This window comes from Paenibacillus sp. Mc5Re-14 (genome assembly GCF_001049835.1).
GTDB classification, from domain to species: Bacteria; Bacillota; Bacilli; order Paenibacillales; family Paenibacillaceae; genus Paenibacillus; species Paenibacillus polymyxa_C.
Map to the genome: position 1 here is coordinate 3,593,661 of NZ_CVPD01000001.1, position 20,607 is coordinate 3,614,267.

The following is a 20,607-nucleotide window of genomic DNA, read 5'->3' on the forward strand; positions in this document are numbered from 1 at the left end:
AAGGAGTGGAAAAGGGCACATGAGAAAGATGGACAACGAGCAAGGAAAAGACAATGAGACATCCGACCGAAAAAGATTTAGCTTCCGGATCAATCTGTTCTTTTTCAGCTCGTTCATTATATTTACAGTCATTATTGTAAGATTGGCGATACTTCAATTTGTGGAGGGCCCTCAGCTCAAACAGCAGGAGGCCAGTAATGTTACCAAAAATGTACCACTTACGCCGATTCGCGGAACGATTTATGATTCAACCGGACAGAACAGACTGGCGTATTCTACACCTGTACAATCGCTGTATATCACGCTCTCCAAGAACTATAGTGACAGCGTGGAAGAAAAGCGTAATCCAGATAAAAAATTGTTGCCTGAGTTGGAAAATATGACGCAAAAGCTGGCTAATCGGTTTGCTGAATATGGCGATAAAAACGAGCCGAAAATGACAGCAGAACAAATTATGGATGCTATGGACCGGAACTATCAACGGCTTAGCGGCTTTACGCCTCGTCTGATTAAAACGAATCTCAGCAAAGAAGAAGTCGCCTATTTTATGCAGCATAAGAGCGAGTTTCCCGGAATAGATGTCGTAGAGGAAACGGTACGTCATTACGATCCAGATACGGTAGCTGTCCAAACGGTTGGCTACATTAAAAGCTATAAAAGTGCGCGTGAAACGTTGGATAAATATAAGAATATCCAAAAATCCATGTCAGCTGAAAATGATCCGGGCCTCATTTATATGGATAATGAATCTGTGGGCTTTGATGGACTGGAATATCAATATCAGGAACAGTTGCGAGGGAAAAATGGCTATAAAACGGTTCCGATTGATCCGCGTAATATGCCGGAGGGTGTAGATTCTGTTACACCTCCGCAAAAAGGGGATAATGTCTATTCCACGATTAACAAAGAAATTCAGGTGAAGACTGAAAATGCCATTATGGATCAATTGAGATGGCTCCATACACACGCTGTATCTGGCAGGACTCATCCTTATGCGAAAACAGGCTTTGCTGTAGCCATGGAAGTGGATACAGGGAATGTAGTCGCGATGGCCAGTATGCCGGATTATGATGCGAATTATTGGCAAACGGGTACGATTTCAAAAGACAAATATGAAGAAATAAAACATGTGTATCAAAACGCTACAATAAAGAACGTTGGCTCAGGCCAATCTGGACAGCACCCAGATTCTACCGTGCTTCTCGGATCAACTATTAAACCGCTGTCTGTTCTTATTGGATTGGAAGAAGGACTATTTACAACAAATACGTACTATCAAGACACAGGAGCAGCTTATTTCGGACGGAACAACTCTTCACGGGTGCGGAACTCGTCTGGTCATGTGTACGGTTCAATGGACCCGGCTACCGCTATTCGTCATTCCTCCAATGCCTTTATGGTCGATATGGTTGGCAAACGCTTATATAACAAATACATCAATAATGCAGCAGAAGACCAAGGCGTTAACGTATGGGATCGTTATATGAAGGAGTTTGGATTAGGTGTTTCTACTGGAGTAGACTTACCAGGTGAGTTCAAGGGGCTTTTAGAATATACGAGGAGTAAATCCGAGTCTGCACTTTCCAAATTAGCATATGCATCCTTTGGTCAACAAGGTAAATATACGCCTATGCAACTTGCTCAGTATACAACGATGATTGCTACAAAAGGCAAACGGATGGAGCCGCATTTGGTCAGTCAAATTAAAGATACCAATGGTAATGTTGTCCAGACGTTTAAGCCGAAGGTGCTGAATGAAGTGAACTTCCCGGATGCATACTGGAATGAAGTCATACGCGGAATGGCAACAGATGTCAGCGCATTTAACGGCTTTCCGTATGACTTTGCTCGCAAAACGGGGACATCACAGCAGGTTGTAGGCAGAGAACTAAAAGATAACGGGGTATTTATTGCCTTTGCACCACGTCAGAATCCTAAACTTGCAGTAGCAGTTGTTATTCCTGAAGGGGGCTTCGGGGCCTGGAGTGCCGGACCTGTAGCACGTAAAATCTTTGATGCCTACGACGAAGTGTACGGTCTGGACGGGGTGCCTAAGAAAAAGGATGCCACAGCAACCGATCCTAACACTACTAAACAGCCATAATCATTTTATATAATATCAATTCATGAAAGCTTCTCTTAGCCTTTGGGCTGCGGGAAGCTTTTTATGCTTTTTCTACGTTTTCTTACAAAATTGTCATCTGGGAATTCATCGTTTATTGCTTTGGATATGGTAGGATCAGGAATATAAAAACCTAACTGAAAGGAGTAATGACCAGCTAATATGGACAGAGGAAGTCTGGATAAAAAGTTTTCATTTAAAAAGAAAAATGTTGAAGAGAATGAAGAGTCACGAAAAAAACGGACGGTTTTACGAACCAACCTACTGTTTTTAAGTGCTTTTGTGCTGTTTGCCCTGATCATTACCAGACTAGCTGTATTGCAGTTTGTACAATCGGAGGAGCTCAAAGGCCAGCAGCAATCCGTAAATACTAAAAATGTCCCGTTAGCCCCGAGTCGCGGCACGATTTATGACTCCACAGGTACGGTTAAGCTGGCGTATTCGACTTCAGTACAGTCCTTGTATGTAACTTTATCTAAGGATTATAGCAAACGTACGGAGAAAGATCGCAAACCGGGGGAAAAGCTGCTCCCTGAGCTTAATGCTTTTGCTGCCAAGCTTGCTGCCAAATTAAACGAACTGGGTCGTACCGAAGGAGAGCAGCTTAATGCAGAGGAAATAAAAAAGCGACTGGACCCGGACTATAATCAATATAGGGGATTTACCCCACGTTTGGTCAAATCCGACTTGAGTCGGGAGGAAATCGCTTATTTTCTGGAACATCGGACAGAGTTCCCTGGTGTAGAGGTTGTAGAAGAAAGTGTACGCCATTATGACCCGGATCGGGTGGCGGTACAAACGATTGGATATATGTACAAGTTCAAAGGAGCTCGAACGAACCGGCCCAAATATAAAGAGCTCTATGAAGCTAATTCGGAGGTTTTAAAACCGGCACAGGTGTATTCGGAAAGTGAAACGGTCGGATATGATGGCTTGGAACTTCAGTACCAGGATGAGCTGAGAGGAAAAAACGGATATAAAACGGTAGAAGTCAATCCGCGCAGCATGCCGGAGGGTATTGAATCCATTACTCCTCCGGAAAAAGGACATCATTTATACTCCACCATCAACAAGGAAATTCAGCAGAAAACCGAACAGGCCATTATGGATCAGCTTCGCTCGCTTCATACTCATGCCGTATCAGGGGAGCTTCATCAAGACGCGACCACTGGCTTCGCTGTAGCGATGGAGGTAGAGACCGGAAATGTCGTGGCAATGGCCAGCATGCCGGATTATGACTCTAATGTATGGAAAAGTGGAAGTACCTCGCCTTCGGTATATGACGAAATTCAGCATAAAATGGGAAATGGAACAATTAAATCCGTACCTAGCGGAAAAGCGGGTCCACATCCAGAATCTTCGGTGATTCTGGGTTCAACCATTAAACCGCTAACCGTGCTGATCGGGTTGAAGGAAAACCTGTTTTCTCCCGGACAGACTTATCAGGATACGGGAAGTGCGTATTACGGCAAAAATCGCTCCAGCCGGGTTGGGAACTCTAGCGGACATGTGTATGGTTCTTTGACACCTAGCAGGGCAATTGAGGTCTCGTCGAATACGTTTATGGTGGATATGATCGGCAAGCCACTGTATGCCAAATACGGAAGTAATGCAGGGATGCATCAGGGAATTGATGTATGGGACAAGTATATGAAGGAATTTGGATTAGGCGTTCCGACTGAAGTCGATCTGCCAGGCGAGTGGGCAGGCAGACTTGAGTATACGAGCAAGCATGAAAGTGCGCTGACACGTTTGGTACAGGCATCCTTTGGTCAGCAAGGGAAATATACAGCGATGCAGCTGGCCCAGTATACGACTGTGCTGGCAACCAAGGGCAAGCGAATGCAGCCTCATCTAGTCAGTAAAATTGTGGATGACCAGGGGAATCTCGTACGTGAGTTTAAGCCGAAGGTGCTGAATGAGGTCGCTTTTTCAGATACGTACTGGAATACTGTGATTCGCGGCATGGCTACCGATGTTAAAGCCTTTAACGGATTTCCCTATGATTATGCCCGCAAAACGGGGACTTCTCAGCAGGTGGTGGGACGTACGGTTAAAGATAATGGGGTGTTCATCGCTTTTGCTCCACGCCAAAATCCGAAGCTGGCTGTAGCGGTTATCATTCCTGAAGGGGGCTTTGGTGCGACGAGTGCAGGACCGGTTGCGCGTAAAATATTTGATGCGTATGACGAAGTATACGGGCTTGATGGTAATCCTAAAAAGCCTCTGGTAGCGAAATAAGGACTTGAATACTTTTGTGGGCTTCTCTTTTTCATGGTAAAATGTCGTTGGACATAAGGGACAACAGGAGGAAGAGAGACCATGGGAGAAAACCAATATAAATACAAACTGCTTGCGCTCGACATGGATGGAACTTTACTGAATGATAATCATGAAATAAGCTTGGAAACGATTAACTGGATTAATAAGGCGATTCAGGAAGGGATTCATGTATGCTTGTCCACCGGACGTGCAGCGATGCATGCTTTGCCTTACGGTCAGCAACTCGGTCTGGAGACGCCAATGGTAACTGTAAACGGCAGTGAAGTATGGAAATCACCTCACGAATTGTGGCGCCGCTATTTACTTGATAAGGAGCTTATTCGCAAGATGCACCAGATTGCCGTAGAAACAGGCTCCTGGTTCTGGGCTTACTCAACCGAGGAGTTATACAACAGAGATCGTTGGCCGGACACATTGGACACACAGGAATGGCTCAAATTCGGTTTTAATACGGAAAATGACGAAATTCGCCATCAAATTTTGCTCAAGCTTCAGGAGATGGGGGGACTTGAAATTTCCAATTCTTCGATGACGAATCTGGAAATTAATCCGGCTGGTATATCCAAAGCCAGTGGCATCGCTGAAGTGTGCGACCTGCTCGGCATTACCATGGAGCAGGTGGTTGCCGTAGGTGACAGTCTGAATGACCTGGCTGTGATTCAAGCGGCTGGACTGGGTGTAGCGATGGGGAATGCTCAGGATACGGTAAAAGAAGCAGCTAATGTGGTTGTGGCTTCGAATAATGAGGACGGCATTGTAGAAGTGATTCGAGATTATGTGCTTGTGTAATAAAATGAATGGTGCACAAGCAAGATGAATAGACGAGAAGGAGGAGGCCCATGGACGTTGTAGGTTGGATTGTTGTCATTGTACTGTTCATTGTGGGCATGGCGGGAGCGGTGTATCCCGTATTGCCGGGGGCGCTCGCCATTTATTTTGCATTTTTTGTATACGGCTGGTTTTTCTCGTTTGCTCCATACAATGCATTGTTTTGGATTATACAAACACTAATCGTCGTTGCCCTTTTTATTGCGGATTATGCTGTGAATGCGTGGGGAGTCAAGCGATTTGGCGGCTCGCGTCTGTCAGCGATCCTTAGTACTGTGGGAATCATTATTGGCCCCTTTGTTATTCCAGCATTCGGTTTGATTTTGGGACCATTTATCGGTGCTGTGCTGGGTGAGCTGATTGGCAAAGCCCCGCTGGATCGAGCTATAAAAGTGGGCTTTGGCTCCGTCTTGGGCCTATTTACTAGCACCGTGATGAAAGTAATTTTGCAGCTTGCCATGATTATTGTATTCTTGATTTGGGTGTTTTAACCAGAGATTCGTTTATTATGATTTGCAGAGACAGAATCGACATGCGGCTCCGCACCGGTGATGGCTCAGGCCATGACTGTTTGTTGCGGGGCTTTTGCATGCATGTGAACAGCAAGAAAGAAGGGAACGCATTTTGTCCAATAAAGAAACATTCCTTAAAGGTACGCTTATTTTAGCCGCTGCCGCCTTGGTGGCCAGAGTGCTTGGTCTGGTACAGCGCGTTCCATTGGAGCATTTGCTCGGCTCCGTCGGGAACGCCTCGTTTACCATTGCGAACAACGCTTATTTGATGCTGCTCACGGTCGCTACGGCCGGCATTCCCAGCACACTGAGCAAAATGGTTTCGGAACGCTACGCACTGGATCGGCCTGCGGAAGCGCGACGTGTGTATCGTGCGGCTTTGATATTCGCGGCCGTGGCCGGTGTTATCATTACGGCGCTGCTGTATTTTGGAGCGCCTTATTTTGCCGAGCATGTAGCAGGGGTTCCGCAGTCTGCTTTGGCTATTCAGGCTTTGGCACCCGCTTTGCTGTTGTTTCCTGCCATTGCGATGATGCGCGGATACTTCCAAGGACGCGGTAATATGACCGCAGGTGGTATTTCACAGATTGTGGAGCAGGTCGCGCGGGTAGCCACCGCAATTCTACTCGCTTTTATTATTTTGAAGCTTGGCTATGGAGATCGTGAGGTAGCGGCGGGGGCCTCCTTTGGGGGTGTCATGGGAAGTCTTGGCGCTCTGGGGGTGATGCTGTACTACACGGTGAAATTGCGTCGTCAGGATCGCCAGGATCGTCAAGAGCAATTCCAAGAGGAAAGCTCAGCGCTACCAATGATGCGCATTTACAAAGATATTTTCAAGCTCTCTATTCCTATCGTATTGTCGTCTCTGACGGTTCCGGCGGTTAATTTTATTGATACGTCGATTGTAGTTAGACTGCTGTCTGGACAAGTGGGATTGGATCAGGCGACTACTCAGTTGGGTTATCTAGGCTCTAGGGCACAGAGTGTGGCAGGCATCCCTCCAATTTTGGCCATTGCACTCAGTCAATCGCTCATTCCGATCATTTCAGCGGCTTTTGCCCGTAAGGATGAACAGCATTTACAAAATCAGATGACGCTGGCCTTGCGCATCTCTATTCTGACTGGAATGCCGATTGTGCTGGCTTTATGTGTGACTGCCTATTCTATTAATGGCCTGCTGTTCAGCTCGCTTGGAGGCAGCGGGATTATCGCTGTTCTGACACTCGGAACGATCTTTCAGATTACGATGATGACCTCTAATTCGATATTGATTGGTATGGGGAAGCCGCGTATTTCAATGGTCAATGTGATGGTTGGTATCGTCGTGAAGTTGGCAGCGAGCTGGCTGCTGGCTGGTTGGCTAGGGATTTACGGAATTATTGCTGCAACCGGATTATGTTTTCTCGTCATTACGTTGCTGAATTTGCGTGTGCTGAAAGGTATTGTTTCCTTCTCAATCATGGGCCGTCGCTGGGCAGGCTTCCTAACCGCAGTCGTTGTCTCGGGAGCTATCGGGTACGGAGTAAATGAAGCCTGCATTTTGCTGGTACACCTGATGCCTGCGCGTGTAGCCTTCTTGATTGCGTGCTGCATTGCCGGAGCGGTTGTACTGGTATGCTACTTGGTATTGCTGGTTGTATTGCGCGTATTGCGCAGGGACGAGCTGGGTAACTATCCGCGCGTGTTGCAGAAGGTATTGCGTCCGTTAATGCGCCTACAGCGTGAGTCCACTGGACAACGAGGCTAAAAAAGCCCTCTCATCTGTTCAGTGAAAGGACCTTAAGCTGTTATGAGCATCATGGGCCATTGCTGTTTTTTGAATGCCATGGCGATGCTCATGGCGCATGGCAAATAACAGAGGCCGTCTTGGTTCACTGATATGCCCAAGTGTAGAACCGTCCTGAAACCAGTCATAACGGGGAATCGGATCATAGGCTGTATCTGACCAGACGGCCTTCAGCTCCGGGCTGTACAGACGTTGACTTGGCGGGAGCCATTCATGTGCTAAAAGCGTTGCACTCTCTTCTGGAGAGCGCAGCGCTTTTTGTACATTCGGAGTGAATAGTCCGGGCCAATAGTCGCTACGAGACCCGGTATGCGGTACGCTGGCAGCAAATGCGGATACCTGATCCAGTACCTGCTGATGGCCAAATAACATAGCGTAAAGACTTTTACCAAAACCGATCCGCTCATCCAGATGGCCGAAACGCTCCATGACAAGTCCGGCAAGTCCACCGTTTAGCCCAAGCGGAAATATAACCTGATTGAGCTGAAGCCAGTCATGCAAATAAAAGCCTGGCTTATGTGTCACAAATTTTTGAAAGTACGGATCTTTCACAACCCGTCCTTCAATATAGTTTTGTTCATTAATAATGAGCGCCACCGTCAAAAGAGAACTATCCCGCCAAGCCCAGAAACGTTCCCAAAAGGGCTTCATGAATGGCGAAACGTGAAAATGAGGCAACAAATGGAAGCAACTCCGTCCCAAATGACGGCTGTGCATGTAAAGCTGCAACTGTGGATAAGCGTCTTGAAAAATAAGAGCGTTACAGCGCTCAAGTAGCCGATACAGCCACTCCTTTTCCTGTTCGCCGAACAGGTTTCCAATGAGCTCCCCCTTCAGATCAGTCATATTATAGCCGCCATTACGAGAAACCAGATGGGCCAGTAATGCCCAGTGTAATTCCGGGTAGCCACGATAGCATTCAAGATAAGCGGCAGTGCGCGTGATGTTGCTGCGATTCTCCTGTGCTGTATCGTTCTTGATCCGCTCCAGCAGCTCACAGTCTGTTTCGCATAAGGGCATATTTAGAGAAGAGGGACGCGTAGCGGGTCCGTTCACCAGCATTAATGCTTCAGCTTCATTCATGGCGGCTTGTGCCGAATGATAATCCCACGGCAGATCACGCAAGGGATAGCGTAATTTACGGGATTCGGTCCAGGCCGCACGTTTGCCCTCCCATGCCTCCTCCGCAACACGCGGAACGGAACCCAGTAACTTGAGCCCTCCCTGAAGCTGTCGAGATGCGACATGGAGCCATTCGGTGAGAGACATGTTTAAATAACCTCCTTTCAAATGCAGGCATCCCCGTATTCCACCAAGTATGTTGGGTATGTTATTGGGATGTCGTCGCCTATGTGGATTCTTAAGTATACCTATAGTATGTCTCAATGAGAGGGCATCCAATCGGCATGTGAGCATAATAGGGGAGTGTGCAAAAGCTTCACTTGGCGTTACAATAGAAAGTACAGGATCTCCTGCACAAAAGAAGTTTAAGGAGGAATTATGTATGCAAAAAATCGTCTCTCATGAAGACTTTAATAAGGCAATATCCACTCCAGGTGTAACGGTAGCTGTGTTCAAGGCGGACTGGTGCGGGGATTGTCATTTTATTGATCCATTCATGCCTGATGTAGAGCAACAATATGCAGACAAGCTTACATTAATTGAGATTGATGTAGAACAGGCCGAAAGTGTCAGCCAAGAGCAAAATGTTCTAGGGATTCCTAGCTTTATCGCTTACAGTGAAGGGCGAGAACTAGTACGTCTGGTGAACAGATTGCGTAAATCCCGCGAGGAAATCGAGCAGTTTTTGGACCGGGCTGTAGAAGTCCATGCTAACTTGGCAAAATAACGGATAATAGTATGTATGAGGGCTCCGCAGGGAACCTTAATCATCAGGATATTCAGAAAGCCGCTTCCTTTCGAAGGAGGCGGCTTTCTTACGGACACGTTCACATTTTGTCAACAAAGCTCGTATGTCAAGGAACGATATATCAGTTATAATTACTTTAAGTGATCATTTCACAACATATAAAGTGAATAAATATTATATTTGGAAGGATACGGGTGAATTCATTGAATAACAAAATCAGAATATTAAAATGGCTGGCACTCGTAACATGTATTGTCATGTTTTTGGCCACCTTCGGTGGAGGTGTCGTGACGCGAACGGATTCGGGTCTCGGCTGTGGAAGAGAATTCCCACTTTGTAATGGTAAGCTGGTTCCGGCGCATACCATCGCATCCCTTATTGAGTTCTCTCATCGCTCCGTCAGTGCCATGGCCGGAATTCTTTCTATCGCCTCGTTTGTCGGCTTTTTGCTGTTTATGAAGCATCGGAAGGATTTACAGCTATTCTCCTTACTCACGCTATTGTTTGTTATCATACAAGGTGCGATGGGGGCATTGGCTGTCATCTTCTCCCAATCGGCTGCAGTCATGGGGCTGCATTTTGGCTTTGCACTTATTGCTTTTGCCAGTGCGACCATGATGACGCTGGGGGCCTGGCAGGAGCATGCGGATTCACGCTACACTCCGCGTCTGATTCCTGGGCGTGTCAGTCGGGGCTATCGTAACTTTATATGGCTATCAACGATTTATACCTATATTGCTGTCTATTCAGGAGCGTTGCTTAGTCATTCGGTCATCCAGAAGGTTGTAAATATCGGGGGTTTCATATCTCCACTGCTGCTTCATCAGATTTCAGCCGGTCTGCTGTTTGTCATTATTTTGGCTGTGGGTCACTACTCGTATCGTTATCACCCGAATCACCGGGACATTCGTACCCTGGGTGTCGTATCGGTCGTATTGATTATTCTTCAAGTGGTGATTGGCATTATCTTGCTGTACGTCAACAGACCTGAAATTTACATGTTTATCGTGCTGGGACATATGCTGGTGATTGCATCGTTGTTCTCCATTTTGGCTTATCTGAGCTATCGTGTATGGCAATTGTCACCGGACCGCAAGCTTGTTCCGACCCAAGCACAGCGTACCTAAGCATTTTGTAGATTATAATGAAGCGTATTTTTGCCCAAGAGGCGTTGGAACACGTATAATAACATCATAAGAAACAAACCAGGCCCACGAGTTTCTCGAGGGCTTGATTTGCTTAGGAGGAATCATCCAGTTGATCTACCAGAATTTGCGCCAATTTATTGAAGCGCTGCGTAAAGAAAATGATCTTAAAATTATAGAAGCACCTGTCGATCCTTATTTGGAGCTGGCCGAGATCCACCGAAGAGTCATTGAGGAAGAAGGTCCGGCGCTGCTGTTCACAAATGTCAAAGGAACCCCGTTTCCTGTAGCTAGTAATTTGTTCGGTACGAATCGTCGTGTGGACATGGCTTTTGGCCCTCGTCCAGAGCAACTGATGGATGCAATTGTTGGTGCGACCAAAACGTTGCTTCCACCTACCCCCAAAGCGTTGTGGAATGAACGTGGGCTGATTAAGGACATGCTAAAAGTAGGACTAAAAACAGTATCTCATAACGAAGCCCCTGTATTGGGCGTTCGCCGTACTGATGCTCCGCTGGCTCCACTGCCTAGAGTGACCAGCTGGCACGAGGATGGAGGACCGTTCATTACGCTTCCGCTCGTGTATACCGAAAAGCCAGGTCAGTCCAAGGATCATAATTTGGGGATGTATCGCATCCAGATTTATGATGATCAGACGACTGGGATCCACTGGCAGATCCATAAAGGCGGCGGCTTCCATTATCATGAAGCAGAGCTGCGTAATGAGCCGTTGCCTACGACGATTATCATCGGTGGCCCGCCTGCTTTGATTGCGTCTGCGATTGCTCCTGCCCCGGAAAATTTGCCTGAGCTATTGCTGGCTTCCCTTATTATGGGGGGCAAGCTGCCCATGACAGAAGACCCGCTCGGAGGTCACCGGATTCCGGCAGAAGCCGAATTTGCGATCAGCGGCTATGTGCCGCCTCATGAACGCCGCCCGGAAGGACCGTTTGGTGATCATTTTGGCTATTACTCATTACAACATGATTTCCCTGTGTTTCATGTCAAACATATGCATCACCGTAAAGATGCCATTTATCCGGCAACCATTGTAGGTAAGCCGCGGCAGGAAGACTACTATCTCGGCGAGTTTTTGCAACGTCTGTTGTCGCCCGCCTATCCGCTTGTAATGCCTTCCGTCAAGTCGTTATGGGCATATGCGGAAACAGGTGTACATGCGCTGGCAGCGGCAGTCGTACGTGAAAGCTACTCCCGTGAAGCGCTGGTATCCGGCTTTACCATTCTGGGTCAAGGCCAATTGTCGTTGACCAAATTCCTGATGCTGACGGATCGGGTAATCGATTTATCCGACTTTAACATGCTGCTCGAAACCATTTTGGAACGATTTAATCCAGCCAGAGATTTGTTTATTTTCAACCATACGTCTCACGATACACTCGATTACACGGGCCGTAAGCTGAATCATGGCAGTAAGGCGATTTTGATGGGAGTAGGCGAGCCTGTGCGTGAATTGCCTCGCGTTTATGAAGGGGGCGATCTGCCGGGAATTCGTGACATCGAACCCTATTGCGGAGGATGCCTCGTTGTATCCGGCTCGTCCTTTGAGCAGGAGCCTGAACTCGCTGCGCGTGTATTGGAGCGATTAGCTGCGGGTGAGCAAGAGTGGCCACTTGTCTTTATCGTGGACGATGCCAAAGAAGTTGTTCGCTCCCAAGCTTCGTTCCTGTGGACGGTATTCACACGCTTTAACCCGGCTACAGATATGTACGCTGACAGCGAAGTGCGTTTGCATCACCTGAACTATAAGCTGCCGATTGTGGTGGATGCACGTATGAAGCCGGGCTACCCTGATGAGGTACTGCCACGTGAAGATATTGTTAAGCTTGTAGATCAACGATGGACGAGTTATTTCGCTTGACGCCTATTAAAGCATCTTAACAGCCGGATTTTACAGATATGAAGGAGGCGTGAAGCATGATACGCAAGCTGTTGGGCGAGCCCCCGCGTGTAAATAATGGTTTCCTGCTGGATGCCATGAATAGCATGTCAGACATGTTACATTTGCTGGAACGACAAATCCAGGCCAGTGGTGATCCGACTCATGACTTTCGGAAGGCGGATATTTTGACACGTGGTCTGATGTCGTCATTGGATGAACTGGAGCAGAGCCATCATGCTGCCGCCTTTTTTCGTATGAAAGTAAAAGCCGGATACGCTGAAGATATGAGCAAGGATGAAAAATCCGATTATGCCCTGTACGTATTCTTTTATAAGGATGGGTTTGTGCGGGTATTCTCTATTTTGGATAAGTTGGGTAACTGGTTGAATGACCTGTATGATTTGAAAACAGGGCAGTATAAGGCGCACTATTCTTATTTTACCGTGTTGCGACAGCTGAAGTATCTCAAAATGCATCCTGTATTGACCGATAATCTAATTGATATCAAGGACACATACAACGATGCGATCAATCGCCTGCGTAAGCGGCGAAATACGGAGATACACTATATGAATACGGAAATGCAGGATGATCTCTGGCAACGTCACCGTGCTTTATATGGCAAAATCCAACTGGAGGACCTCGATCACCATCTGGAAGATTTGAAGCAGGGCTTGGAAATGGTATGCCGGTCGCTATCAAACGCATTTTCTTATACTGCGAAACAATGGGAGAACCGGGCAGTGCGCCCATAATTATGACAGAAAATATCCTTTGACAAAGCAATGTAAACTATCTATACTGAAACCTAGTTTCAGAAAAATGCTTGAATTATTTTTTTATATAAACTAAACGGACAGCTAAAGCTGGAGTTTAACATATTTTTCTTATCCAGAGAGGTGGAGGGACTGGCCCGATGAAGCCCGGCAACCCGTTCTTTCCCGGTGTAATGCACCGGGAGGGAACATATGGTGCTAATTCCTACAAAACCGCTAGAGTTATAGCGATTTTGGCAGATGAGAAAAGGTTCGCAAGGTGGGGCCCTTTTCATTCTGTGAAAGGGGCTCTTTTTTGTATAAATAAATAGCGATTTTATACAATCCTGAGAGATGACAACTGGTTAAAAGGGTAAGGAAGAAGTGAAGGGGGTCGCAGCACGTTGATAGAGCTTAAGCAATTAACCAAGCATTATGGTAAAGGCAGCCGACGCGTTAATGCGTTGTCCGGGTTGAATCTTTCTATAAAGCGTGGAGAAATATTCGGGGTGATTGGTCATTCCGGAGCGGGCAAAAGTACGTTGATTCGCTGTATTAATTTATTGGAGCGCCCTACTTCAGGCGAAGTATGGGTAGATGGGGTTAATCTTGCCACTGTGAGTCAATCCCAGTTACAGAAGCAACGCCGAAAAATCGGAATGATTTTTCAACATTTTAATTTGTTGTCTTCGGCGACAGTGTATGACAACATTGCATTTCCATTGCGTCTGGTAAATACCCCTAAGCAGGAGATGGACAAGAAAGTTCGCGAGCTGTTGGAACTAGTGGGGCTGAAAGAACACAGTGGAAAATATCCGTCACAGCTCTCGGGTGGACAGAAGCAGCGGGTAGGAATTGCACGGGCACTGGCTAGTGATCCGCATGTGTTGCTGTGTGACGAAGCGACGTCTGCGCTTGATCCGCAGACGACAGGGTCTATCCTGAAATTGCTGTTGGATATTAATCAACGCTTTAATTTGACCATCGTATTGATTACTCATGAGATGCATGTCATTCAAAGCATTTGTGATCGTGTTGGCGTCATTCATCAGGGCGATATCGTGGAGCAAGGTCCGGTGGCGGAAGTGTTTTTGAAGCCACAGCATCAGGTAACTAAGGACTTTATCCAGCGGGAGGCAGAACATCCCGAGGAGTTACAAGCAGCGATTGCAGCTGCAGGTAGCGGGGAATCGACACAGGTGGTACGTATCTCCTTCTTAGGCAGCAAAACTTATGATGCGATTCTGTCGCGTACGGCTCGAAGTACGGGTGTTGATTTTGCAATCTTGCAGGGAACCATCTCTACAATTAAAAATGTACCGTATGGACAGCTGATCGTTCGTTTTGAAGGAAACCATTCAGATATAGAGCATACGCTGCGCGAAGTATCTGGACAAGGACTTGATGTGGAGGTGATTGACAATGAGCGAACTTGATTTTTCGCAAGTGAGTTGGGAAGAGCTGGGGAATTCTACTCTAGAAACCCTTCAGATGCTCGGGGCATCTGCATTGTTCACCCTCGTTATTGGTTTGCCGCTCGGTATATTGTTGTTTCTGGCGAGCCGCTCCTCGTTGACTCTGATGAAAGTGATATACATTGTATTATCCTTCATCGTTAATATTTTGCGTTCCGTACCATTTATCATTTTGATCGTTGCACTTATTCCTTTTACACGATCGTTGGTAGGTACCTCGACCGGAGTGCTGGGAACCATTCCGCCATTGGTTATCGGGGCTGCCCCTTTCTTTGCACGTCTTGTCGAAACGTCTCTGCGTGAAGTGGACAAAGGTGTCATTGAGGCTGCACAAGCGATGGGAGCCTCGACAGGACAAATTATCCGGCGTGTGCTGTTGCGTGAGGCACTTCCGGGCCTGCTTGCCGCATTAACCATTACCGTCGTTACACTCGTATCGTACACGGCAATGTCCGGTATGATCGGGGGCGGTGGGCTGGGGACGCTGGCAATCAACTACGGCTATTATCGTTACGAAACGGCTGTAATGATCGTTGCAGTCGTACTGATGGTCGTATTGGTACAATTGCTGCAAATGGCAGGAGATCGCCTTGTGCGGCATTATACTCGGAAATAGGGAAAACATATAGATATCCTTATTGATCAGGACGTCTGATCCTGAATATTACAAATTATTGGAGGGGTAACAACATGAAGAAATGGGTATTGGCTGTATTGAGCTTGACATTAATTGCGGTACTGGCTGCTTGCGGTACAAAAAGCACAACATCGGATACAAACAATGCGGCCGAAAATACAGGCGGGTCACCACGTGAAGTCGAACTGAAAGTTGGAGCTTCTCCTGTGCCACATGCGGAAATTTTGGAAGCGATCAAGCCTCAGTTGGAAAAAGAAGGAGTTCGCCTTCAAGTCGTTCAGTTTAACGACTATGTACAGCCGAACGTGCAATTGTTCGACAAGCAACTGGATGCTAACTTTTATCAACATGTACCTTACCTGAATGTGATGAATAAAGAGCGTAAAATGGATCTGGTATCTATTGGCGCGGTTCATCTGGAGCCATTCGGTATCTACTCCCAAAAATATAAAAAGCTTGATGAACTTCCAGACGGTGCAACAGTAGCGATTCCGAACGATGCAACCAATGGAGGCCGTGCATTGCTACTGTTGGAGAAACAAGGTCTGATCAAGCTGAAGGATGCAAGCAACATTGAAGCTACCGTAAAAGATATTACTGAAAATAAGAAAAACCTGAAATTCAAAGAGCTGGAAGCAGCTATGCTGCCACGTCAGTTGCCTGAAGTAGATATTGCGTTAATCAATACAAACTACGCTTTGGAAGCAAAGCTGAACCCGACCAAGGATGCATTGGCACTGGAAGACAAAGATTCTCCATATGCTAATGTACTGGTAGCACGTCCTGACAATAAAGATTCCGAAGCGATCCAAAAATTGTTTAAAGCTTTGCAATCTCCAGAAACTAAAAAATTCATTGAAGACAAATATCAAGGCGCAATTATCCCTGCATTTTAAGCAGAAAATAAGAAACCGCTGAACGTAAACCCCAGATTCTCTTGAACAAGAGGACTGGGGTTTCTTCTTGGCTGGAGTTGTAGGGATTGCTTAAATATTTTATACTTGGGGGTGACCGTTCTCTGTGAAGAGGAGGAAAACTGTTGAGAGACAAAGTCGCACTCATAACGGGCAGTGCCAAAGGTTTAGGTAAAATGACCGCTCTGCGTTTGGCTGATGAAGGTTGTGACATTGCACTAAATTATGTCCATAGCCAGGTTGAAGCCGAAGCGCTTAAACAGGTAATTGAATCTAAGGGAGTACGCTGTCTGTCTTTACAAGCAGATATCTCTGTTCAGGAAGATATCACCAGGCTGATCGGTGAAGTGCAGGATCGTCTGGGCGGGGTTGATATTATGGTGAATAATGCCGGACCCTTCATCCGGGAACGCCGTCTTTTTGCGGACTACAGTGTAGCTGAGATTCATGCCATGATACAGGGAAATTTGGTCGGTACCATGTTGCTGGATCATTTGGTATTGCCGCACATGCGTAGCCAGCAATGGGGACGTATTATTCATTTTGGCTTTGGTCATGCTGGAGAAGCAAGGGCTTGGCCGCATCGGGCTGTCTACGCAGCTGCCAAGGTGGGGCTGGTGTCTTTTACGAAGTCACTAGCTGTAGAGGAAGCTCCCTATGGCATCACGGTCAATATGATCTGTCCAGGGGATATCCGAGGAGCGAACAAGGAAAAGTCGATTGCCGATGTCATCGGCATGCAGGATAAAGAGACACCGCGTGGGCGTCCAGGAAGCGGAGAGGACATTGCGCGAGTGATCGCCTATTTGTGTGAGGAGCATTCAGATTTTATAACAGGCAATATTATGGATGTGTCCGGAGGATTGGACCCCATTCGGCCAACCATATAAGCTTGAGAGAGCTTCAGACGCTGTAATACAAAAAAGAGTCTTGAGCTTCGTTACCGAACTCAAGACTCTCTGATCATTATGCATCTAGCATTAGAATACTTGTACCACTTCTTGGACGCCTTCAACTTCTTCGAGAAGAGCGCGTTCAATCCCTGCTTTCAGCGTAATTGTAGAACTTGGGCAACTGCCGCAAGCACCTACCAGCTTCAGCTTAACGATGCCGTCTTCAACGTCAACCAGCTCAACGTCACCGCCATCGCGTTGCAGGAACGGACGGAGCTTATCCAGTACGTCTGCTACTTCATCATACATCTGAACGCTTTGTGCTTCGCTCATTAGAATTCAACTCCTTTCCTATACCTTGTTTATTATATTACAAAGCGGGCCAAATTAAAATGCCCGTCATCCAAAGCAGGTGAAAAAAATGTTAAGACCTATTATTGAATTTTGCACCAGTAACATGCATTTTGGTACCGATGAGATTATGGCTAAACTGGAACAGAATCCAGATTATGATGTGATTGAATACGGCTGCCTAAGCAATTGCGGTCAGTGTAACGCTGAGCCTTATGCGATGGTTAACGGTGAAATTGTATCCGCAGATTCAGCAGAGCTTCTGTACGAAGTGATTCTAAACAAAATTAAAGAAGCCGAAGTATGGAACAACCTGGATTTGGATTGAAAATAGAAGTCTCCGCAGGGCCAGCCTTCTCTTGTAGAAAATATATATTATTCATAGATGCAACAACAAAGAAGACCTGAAAGCAGGTCTTCTTTGTTTGTTGAGTATCCAATTAGCCAAAATGGCGTTTGGACTTCCAGAGCACACCGCTTTTCAGCAGACGTGGCACTCGTCCACGCAATGAGGTACTGCCCATAAAGCCATAACCGAATCCGGCCTTCTTGCCCAGCGCACCTAATGTACCGCGTAGCTTTAGAGGATGCGGGTGAGGCGTTTGGCCTTTCCACAGGTCGCGTACAATGTGGGCAATCTGCTCTCCTTGAACCTCTGCCGCCTGAGCGCTTGGAGAGTAAGGAAGGCTCGCACAGTCTCCGACGACGTACACTTCAGGATGATCCGGTATTTGATAATATTCATTTAGCACGATGCGACCCTGAGGGTCTTTAGGAACTGCTAAATCCTGTACAATTTTAACGGGCTGAATCCCAGCTGTCCATACAACCGCATCGGTCATAATTTGCTCGTCACGGTTGTAAATAGCTCCTGGCTCAATACGGGAAACCGCAACATGATTTAGCGCATTCACATGATGCTCCTTGAACCAGGCATGTACATACGCAGACAAACGTTGCGGAAATGCTGATAGCACCCGCTCGCCCCGATCCATAATCGTAATATTCAAATCCGCGCGGCTTTCACGTAACTCCGCAGCAATCTCGACACCACTTAGGCCGCCACCTACAATATGGACATGTCCATAAGGCTTGATTTCATTCAAGCGCAGATACGTTTGGCGAGTATGATTAAAGGACTGGATTGTACAGCTGTATTCTTCTGCCCCCGGTGTATTATGAAAGCGGTCGGTACAACCTAGTGCAATGACAAGCTGGTCATAGGGTAAAGGCTCACCGTCTTGAAAATGGACCATTTTATTCTCAAGATCCATCGATGTGACTTCTCCATATTTGCGAATAAGGCGTTGTTCATCGGGAAAATGTACCCGCAAATCAAAATCAGATACGGTACCTGCCGCAAGGGCATAGTATTCTGTTTTCAAGCCCTGAAAGGGCATCCGATCCACTAAAATAACTTGAATATTGTCGGGAATGTGTTTATCCAGCAATTCTTTGGCAATGGTAAGGCCGCCATAGCCGCCCCCCAGAATAACGAAATTTTTCATCAAAATCCGCCGTCCTTTCGTTACCGTGTCCCCGGCAATGGTCTGGTGTCTTGTCGATCTAGCCACAAGTTTTTGTTGTTGTAAAACCCGGAAAAGCGGGCCTGCCTTTGGCAGACAGACCGGTATGTTCCGGGGCAGCATGAGGCTGCATGGTGTGAGTAATGGGGATAAAATGCACGCGGGAAATCTGAATCCGATGTTACACTTATTCGAAAACTTCGATTTCGTTATAGAAGGTGTCACGTTCTACAGGTATGCGTCCAGCACCTTTGACTAGCCAGATTAGCTCTTTACGTGTCAATCCGGAAGGGGTTAACGCACCTGCAGCATGGCTGATCTGCTCGCGCACAATCGTGCCATGGACATCTGATGCGCCAAAGGTAAGAGCGACCTGCGTCAATTGTGGACCAATATTAATGAAGTAAGCTTTAACATGGTCGATATTGTCCAGCATCAAGCGGCTGATCGCAATGGTTTTGAGATCCTCGTAAGCAGAGTTGCGACGCATGATGTTGGCGTTTTTGCTTTTCGGCTGCATGGACAGTGGGATAAATACCATAAATCCGTTCGTTTCGTCCTGCAATTCACGAATTTGCAGCATATGCTCAATACGATCCTGATAAGTTTCGACTGAACCGTACAGCATGGTCGTATGAGTTTTCATACCGAGATTATGGGCCGTACGATGTACTTCAAGATAACGGTCCACATTGGCTTTGGTAACACGCATCTTCTTCCGATATTCATCAGATAAGATTTCCGCGCCACCACCAGTCAGAGATTGAAGTCCTGCCTTTTGCAGCTCTTGAAGAACTTCTTTAATACTCAAGCCGCTTATGCGTGTGAAAAAGTCAATTTCCGCCGCAGTGTATGCTTTCAGTGTAACGTTGGGATACTTTTCGTTCAGCGCTTTCAGTGAATCTACATAGTATTGGAAAGGTACATGATTATTATGACCGCCGACGATATGGAATTCTCTTACGCCTGGATGGATATGTTGCTCTACATAATCAATCATTTCCTGTCCGGACAACGTATAAGAGCCTTCCTCCCCCTGATCCTTGCGGAAATTGCAGAACGCGCAGCGCGCTTCGCATACATTGGTGAAGTACAGGCTCATATTTTCAATAAAATAAACCTTTTTTCCGTTCTTGCGTAAATTAGCTTCGTTAGCCAACTGGCCCAATGTGAGAATATCGTCAGTTTCATACAAATATATACCATCTTCGAGGTTCAAACGAATCCCGTTTTGTACCTTTTCTACAATTTCCGCCATTCTGCGGTCTGTAAAAGGTGTAACTAATGTGGACATGCCTATTCCTCCTTCAAGTTGCTCTGTGCGAGGCTGCCCGCCAAATTAGCGGCACAAGCGCTTGATGCGCACAGGATGTCCCGTTCCGTCGGTAAGAATCCGGCAGCGCGGATATACGATATGTGAAAAATGTTACAATGCCAGGCTACAATGACGAATGTCTCTTAATTTCGCCTTTGAAATGACAAATTTCCGACAGTTTCTTTAACACACTCTTCACCTATTATAAACCTCACACCACTGGTGTTCAATACAAACGAGTAGAAAAAGAGGTGTTTAAGCCTGTAACGGAAGGACATTCCATGACTTGAGCACC

General features: G+C 46.6%; 18 protein-coding genes and 1 riboswitch. Of the genes, 14 read left to right on the forward strand and 4 right to left on the reverse strand.

Annotated features, from left to right (window positions below; all coding sequences use genetic code 11):
- Window positions 1–19: 19 nt before the first annotated feature.
- The 5 genes from BN1546_RS16305 (at window position 20) to BN1546_RS16325 (ending at window position 7,492) form a co-directional block, all read left to right on the forward strand.
- Window positions 20–2,104 carry a peptidoglycan D,D-transpeptidase FtsI family protein gene (locus BN1546_RS16305; RefSeq protein ID WP_058830391.1) on the forward strand — a complete coding sequence of 695 codons (2,085 nt, stop codon included), beginning with the start codon at window positions 20–22 and terminating at the stop codon, window positions 2,102–2,104.
- A 180-nt stretch (window positions 2,105–2,284) separates the two neighbouring features.
- Entirely contained in the window at window positions 2,285–4,363 is a 2,079-nt protein-coding gene (locus BN1546_RS16310) for a peptidoglycan D,D-transpeptidase FtsI family protein (protein ID WP_058710789.1), read from the forward strand.
- Between the two features lie 81 nt (window positions 4,364–4,444).
- Complete coding sequence (locus BN1546_RS16315; protein ID WP_013372921.1) at window positions 4,445–5,194, forward strand: Cof-type HAD-IIB family hydrolase; 750 nt, start codon at window positions 4,445–4,447, stop codon at window positions 5,192–5,194.
- A gap of 50 nt (window positions 5,195–5,244) precedes the next feature.
- Window positions 5,245–5,724, forward strand: a complete 480-nt coding sequence (locus BN1546_RS16320; RefSeq protein WP_013372920.1) for a DUF456 domain-containing protein — start codon at window positions 5,245–5,247, stop codon at window positions 5,722–5,724.
- Between the two features lie 133 nt (window positions 5,725–5,857).
- On the forward strand, window positions 5,858–7,492 hold the full coding sequence (locus BN1546_RS16325; protein WP_013372919.1) for a putative polysaccharide biosynthesis protein: 1,635 nt from the start codon (window positions 5,858–5,860) through the stop codon (window positions 7,490–7,492).
- 18 nt (window positions 7,493–7,510) lie between these two features.
- On the opposite strand, the gene BN1546_RS16330 is transcribed toward BN1546_RS16325, so the two are convergent.
- Window positions 7,511–8,800, reverse strand: coding sequence for a DUF2515 family protein (locus tag BN1546_RS16330; RefSeq protein WP_090738325.1), 1,290 nt, complete (start codon window positions 8,798–8,800; stop codon window positions 7,511–7,513).
- Window positions 8,801–9,035: 235 nt separating this feature from the next.
- Here BN1546_RS16330 and BN1546_RS16335 point away from each other — a divergent pair, with 235 nt between their 5' ends.
- From BN1546_RS16335 to BN1546_RS16370, 8 genes are all read left to right on the forward strand, one after another.
- A complete protein-coding gene (locus BN1546_RS16335; protein ID WP_013372917.1) occupies window positions 9,036–9,380 on the forward strand; it encodes a thioredoxin family protein in 345 nt (114 codons plus the stop codon).
- 215 nt (window positions 9,381–9,595) lie between these two features.
- A complete protein-coding gene (locus BN1546_RS16340; protein ID WP_013372916.1) occupies window positions 9,596–10,528 on the forward strand; it encodes a COX15/CtaA family protein in 933 nt (310 codons plus the stop codon).
- A 130-nt stretch (window positions 10,529–10,658) separates the two neighbouring features.
- Window positions 10,659–12,425 (forward strand): UbiD family decarboxylase, encoded by a 1,767-nt coding sequence (locus BN1546_RS16345; protein ID WP_090738326.1) that lies wholly within the window; start codon window positions 10,659–10,661, stop codon window positions 12,423–12,425.
- A 56-nt stretch (window positions 12,426–12,481) separates the two neighbouring features.
- The gene (locus BN1546_RS16350; protein ID WP_090738328.1) at window positions 12,482–13,201 is read left to right on the forward strand and encodes a Cthe_2314 family HEPN domain-containing protein; all 720 of its coding nucleotides are present in this window, start codon (window positions 12,482–12,484) and stop codon (window positions 13,199–13,201) included.
- A 129-nt stretch (window positions 13,202–13,330) separates the two neighbouring features.
- Window positions 13,331–13,469, forward strand: a riboswitch (SAM riboswitch).
- A 136-nt stretch (window positions 13,470–13,605) separates the two neighbouring features.
- The gene (locus BN1546_RS16355; RefSeq protein WP_090738330.1) at window positions 13,606–14,637 is read left to right on the forward strand and encodes a methionine ABC transporter ATP-binding protein; all 1,032 of its coding nucleotides are present in this window, start codon (window positions 13,606–13,608) and stop codon (window positions 14,635–14,637) included.
- Window positions 14,624–15,292, forward strand: coding sequence for a methionine ABC transporter permease (locus BN1546_RS16360; RefSeq protein WP_013311839.1), 669 nt, complete (start codon window positions 14,624–14,626; stop codon window positions 15,290–15,292). Before BN1546_RS16355 ends, BN1546_RS16360 begins: the two co-directional genes overlap by 14 nt.
- Window positions 15,293–15,366: 74 nt before the next feature.
- Complete coding sequence (locus tag BN1546_RS16365; protein WP_013372912.1) at window positions 15,367–16,209, forward strand: MetQ/NlpA family ABC transporter substrate-binding protein; 843 nt, start codon at window positions 15,367–15,369, stop codon at window positions 16,207–16,209.
- Window positions 16,210–16,352: 143 nt separating this feature from the next.
- The gene (locus BN1546_RS16370) at window positions 16,353–17,117 is read left to right on the forward strand and encodes an SDR family oxidoreductase (RefSeq protein ID WP_013372911.1); all 765 of its coding nucleotides are present in this window, start codon (window positions 16,353–16,355) and stop codon (window positions 17,115–17,117) included.
- A gap of 90 nt (window positions 17,118–17,207) precedes the next feature.
- Here the strand turns inward: BN1546_RS16370 and BN1546_RS16375 are convergent, their stop codons facing one another.
- Window positions 17,208–17,453 (reverse strand): NifU family protein, encoded by a 246-nt coding sequence (locus BN1546_RS16375; protein ID WP_013372910.1) that lies wholly within the window; start codon window positions 17,451–17,453, stop codon window positions 17,208–17,210.
- An 88-nt stretch (window positions 17,454–17,541) separates the two neighbouring features.
- Between BN1546_RS16375 and BN1546_RS16380 the strand changes: the two genes are divergently transcribed.
- The gene (locus BN1546_RS16380; protein ID WP_090738331.1) at window positions 17,542–17,799 is read left to right on the forward strand and encodes a YuzB family protein; all 258 of its coding nucleotides are present in this window, start codon (window positions 17,542–17,544) and stop codon (window positions 17,797–17,799) included.
- A 112-nt stretch (window positions 17,800–17,911) separates the two neighbouring features.
- On the opposite strand, the gene BN1546_RS16385 is transcribed toward BN1546_RS16380, so the two are convergent.
- Both BN1546_RS16385 and mqnE read right to left on the reverse strand, forming a co-directional pair.
- Window positions 17,912–18,979 (reverse strand): NAD(P)/FAD-dependent oxidoreductase, encoded by a 1,068-nt coding sequence (locus BN1546_RS16385; protein WP_013372908.1) that lies wholly within the window; start codon window positions 18,977–18,979, stop codon window positions 17,912–17,914.
- 205 nt (window positions 18,980–19,184) lie between these two features.
- Complete coding sequence (mqnE, locus tag BN1546_RS16390) at window positions 19,185–20,291, reverse strand: aminofutalosine synthase MqnE (protein ID WP_013372907.1); 1,107 nt, start codon at window positions 20,289–20,291, stop codon at window positions 19,185–19,187.
- Window positions 20,292–20,607 lie beyond the last annotated feature (316 nt).

Bases quoted from the DNA above. Each gene is read 5' to 3' on its own strand.
- BN1546_RS16375 (WP_013372910.1), bottom strand. From the start codon at position 17,453: ATGAGCGAAGCACAAAGCGTTCAGATGTATGATGAAGTAGCAGACGTA.
- BN1546_RS16310 (WP_058710789.1), top strand. From the start codon at position 2,285: ATGGACAGAGGAAGTCTGGATAAAAAGTTTTCATTTAAAAAGAAAAAT.
- BN1546_RS16380 (WP_090738331.1), top strand. From the start codon at position 17,542: ATGTTAAGACCTATTATTGAATTTTGCACCAGTAACATGCATTTTGGT.
- BN1546_RS16365 (WP_013372912.1), top strand. From the start codon at position 15,367: ATGAAGAAATGGGTATTGGCTGTATTGAGCTTGACATTAATTGCGGTA.
- BN1546_RS16385 (WP_013372908.1), bottom strand. From the start codon at position 18,979: ATGAAAAATTTCGTTATTCTGGGGGGCGGCTATGGCGGCCTTACCATT.
- mqnE (WP_013372907.1), bottom strand. From the start codon at position 20,291: ATGTCCACATTAGTTACACCTTTTACAGACCGCAGAATGGCGGAAATT.
- BN1546_RS16320 (WP_013372920.1), top strand. From the start codon at position 5,245: ATGGACGTTGTAGGTTGGATTGTTGTCATTGTACTGTTCATTGTGGGC.
- BN1546_RS16335 (WP_013372917.1), top strand. From the start codon at position 9,036: ATGCAAAAAATCGTCTCTCATGAAGACTTTAATAAGGCAATATCCACT.
- BN1546_RS16360 (WP_013311839.1), top strand. From the start codon at position 14,624: ATGAGCGAACTTGATTTTTCGCAAGTGAGTTGGGAAGAGCTGGGGAAT.
- BN1546_RS16330 (WP_090738325.1), bottom strand. From the start codon at position 8,800: ATGTCTCTCACCGAATGGCTCCATGTCGCATCTCGACAGCTTCAGGGA.
- BN1546_RS16315 (WP_013372921.1), top strand. From the start codon at position 4,445: ATGGGAGAAAACCAATATAAATACAAACTGCTTGCGCTCGACATGGAT.
- BN1546_RS16305 (WP_058830391.1), top strand. From the start codon at position 20: ATGAGAAAGATGGACAACGAGCAAGGAAAAGACAATGAGACATCCGAC.
- BN1546_RS16350 (WP_090738328.1), top strand. From the start codon at position 12,482: ATGATACGCAAGCTGTTGGGCGAGCCCCCGCGTGTAAATAATGGTTTC.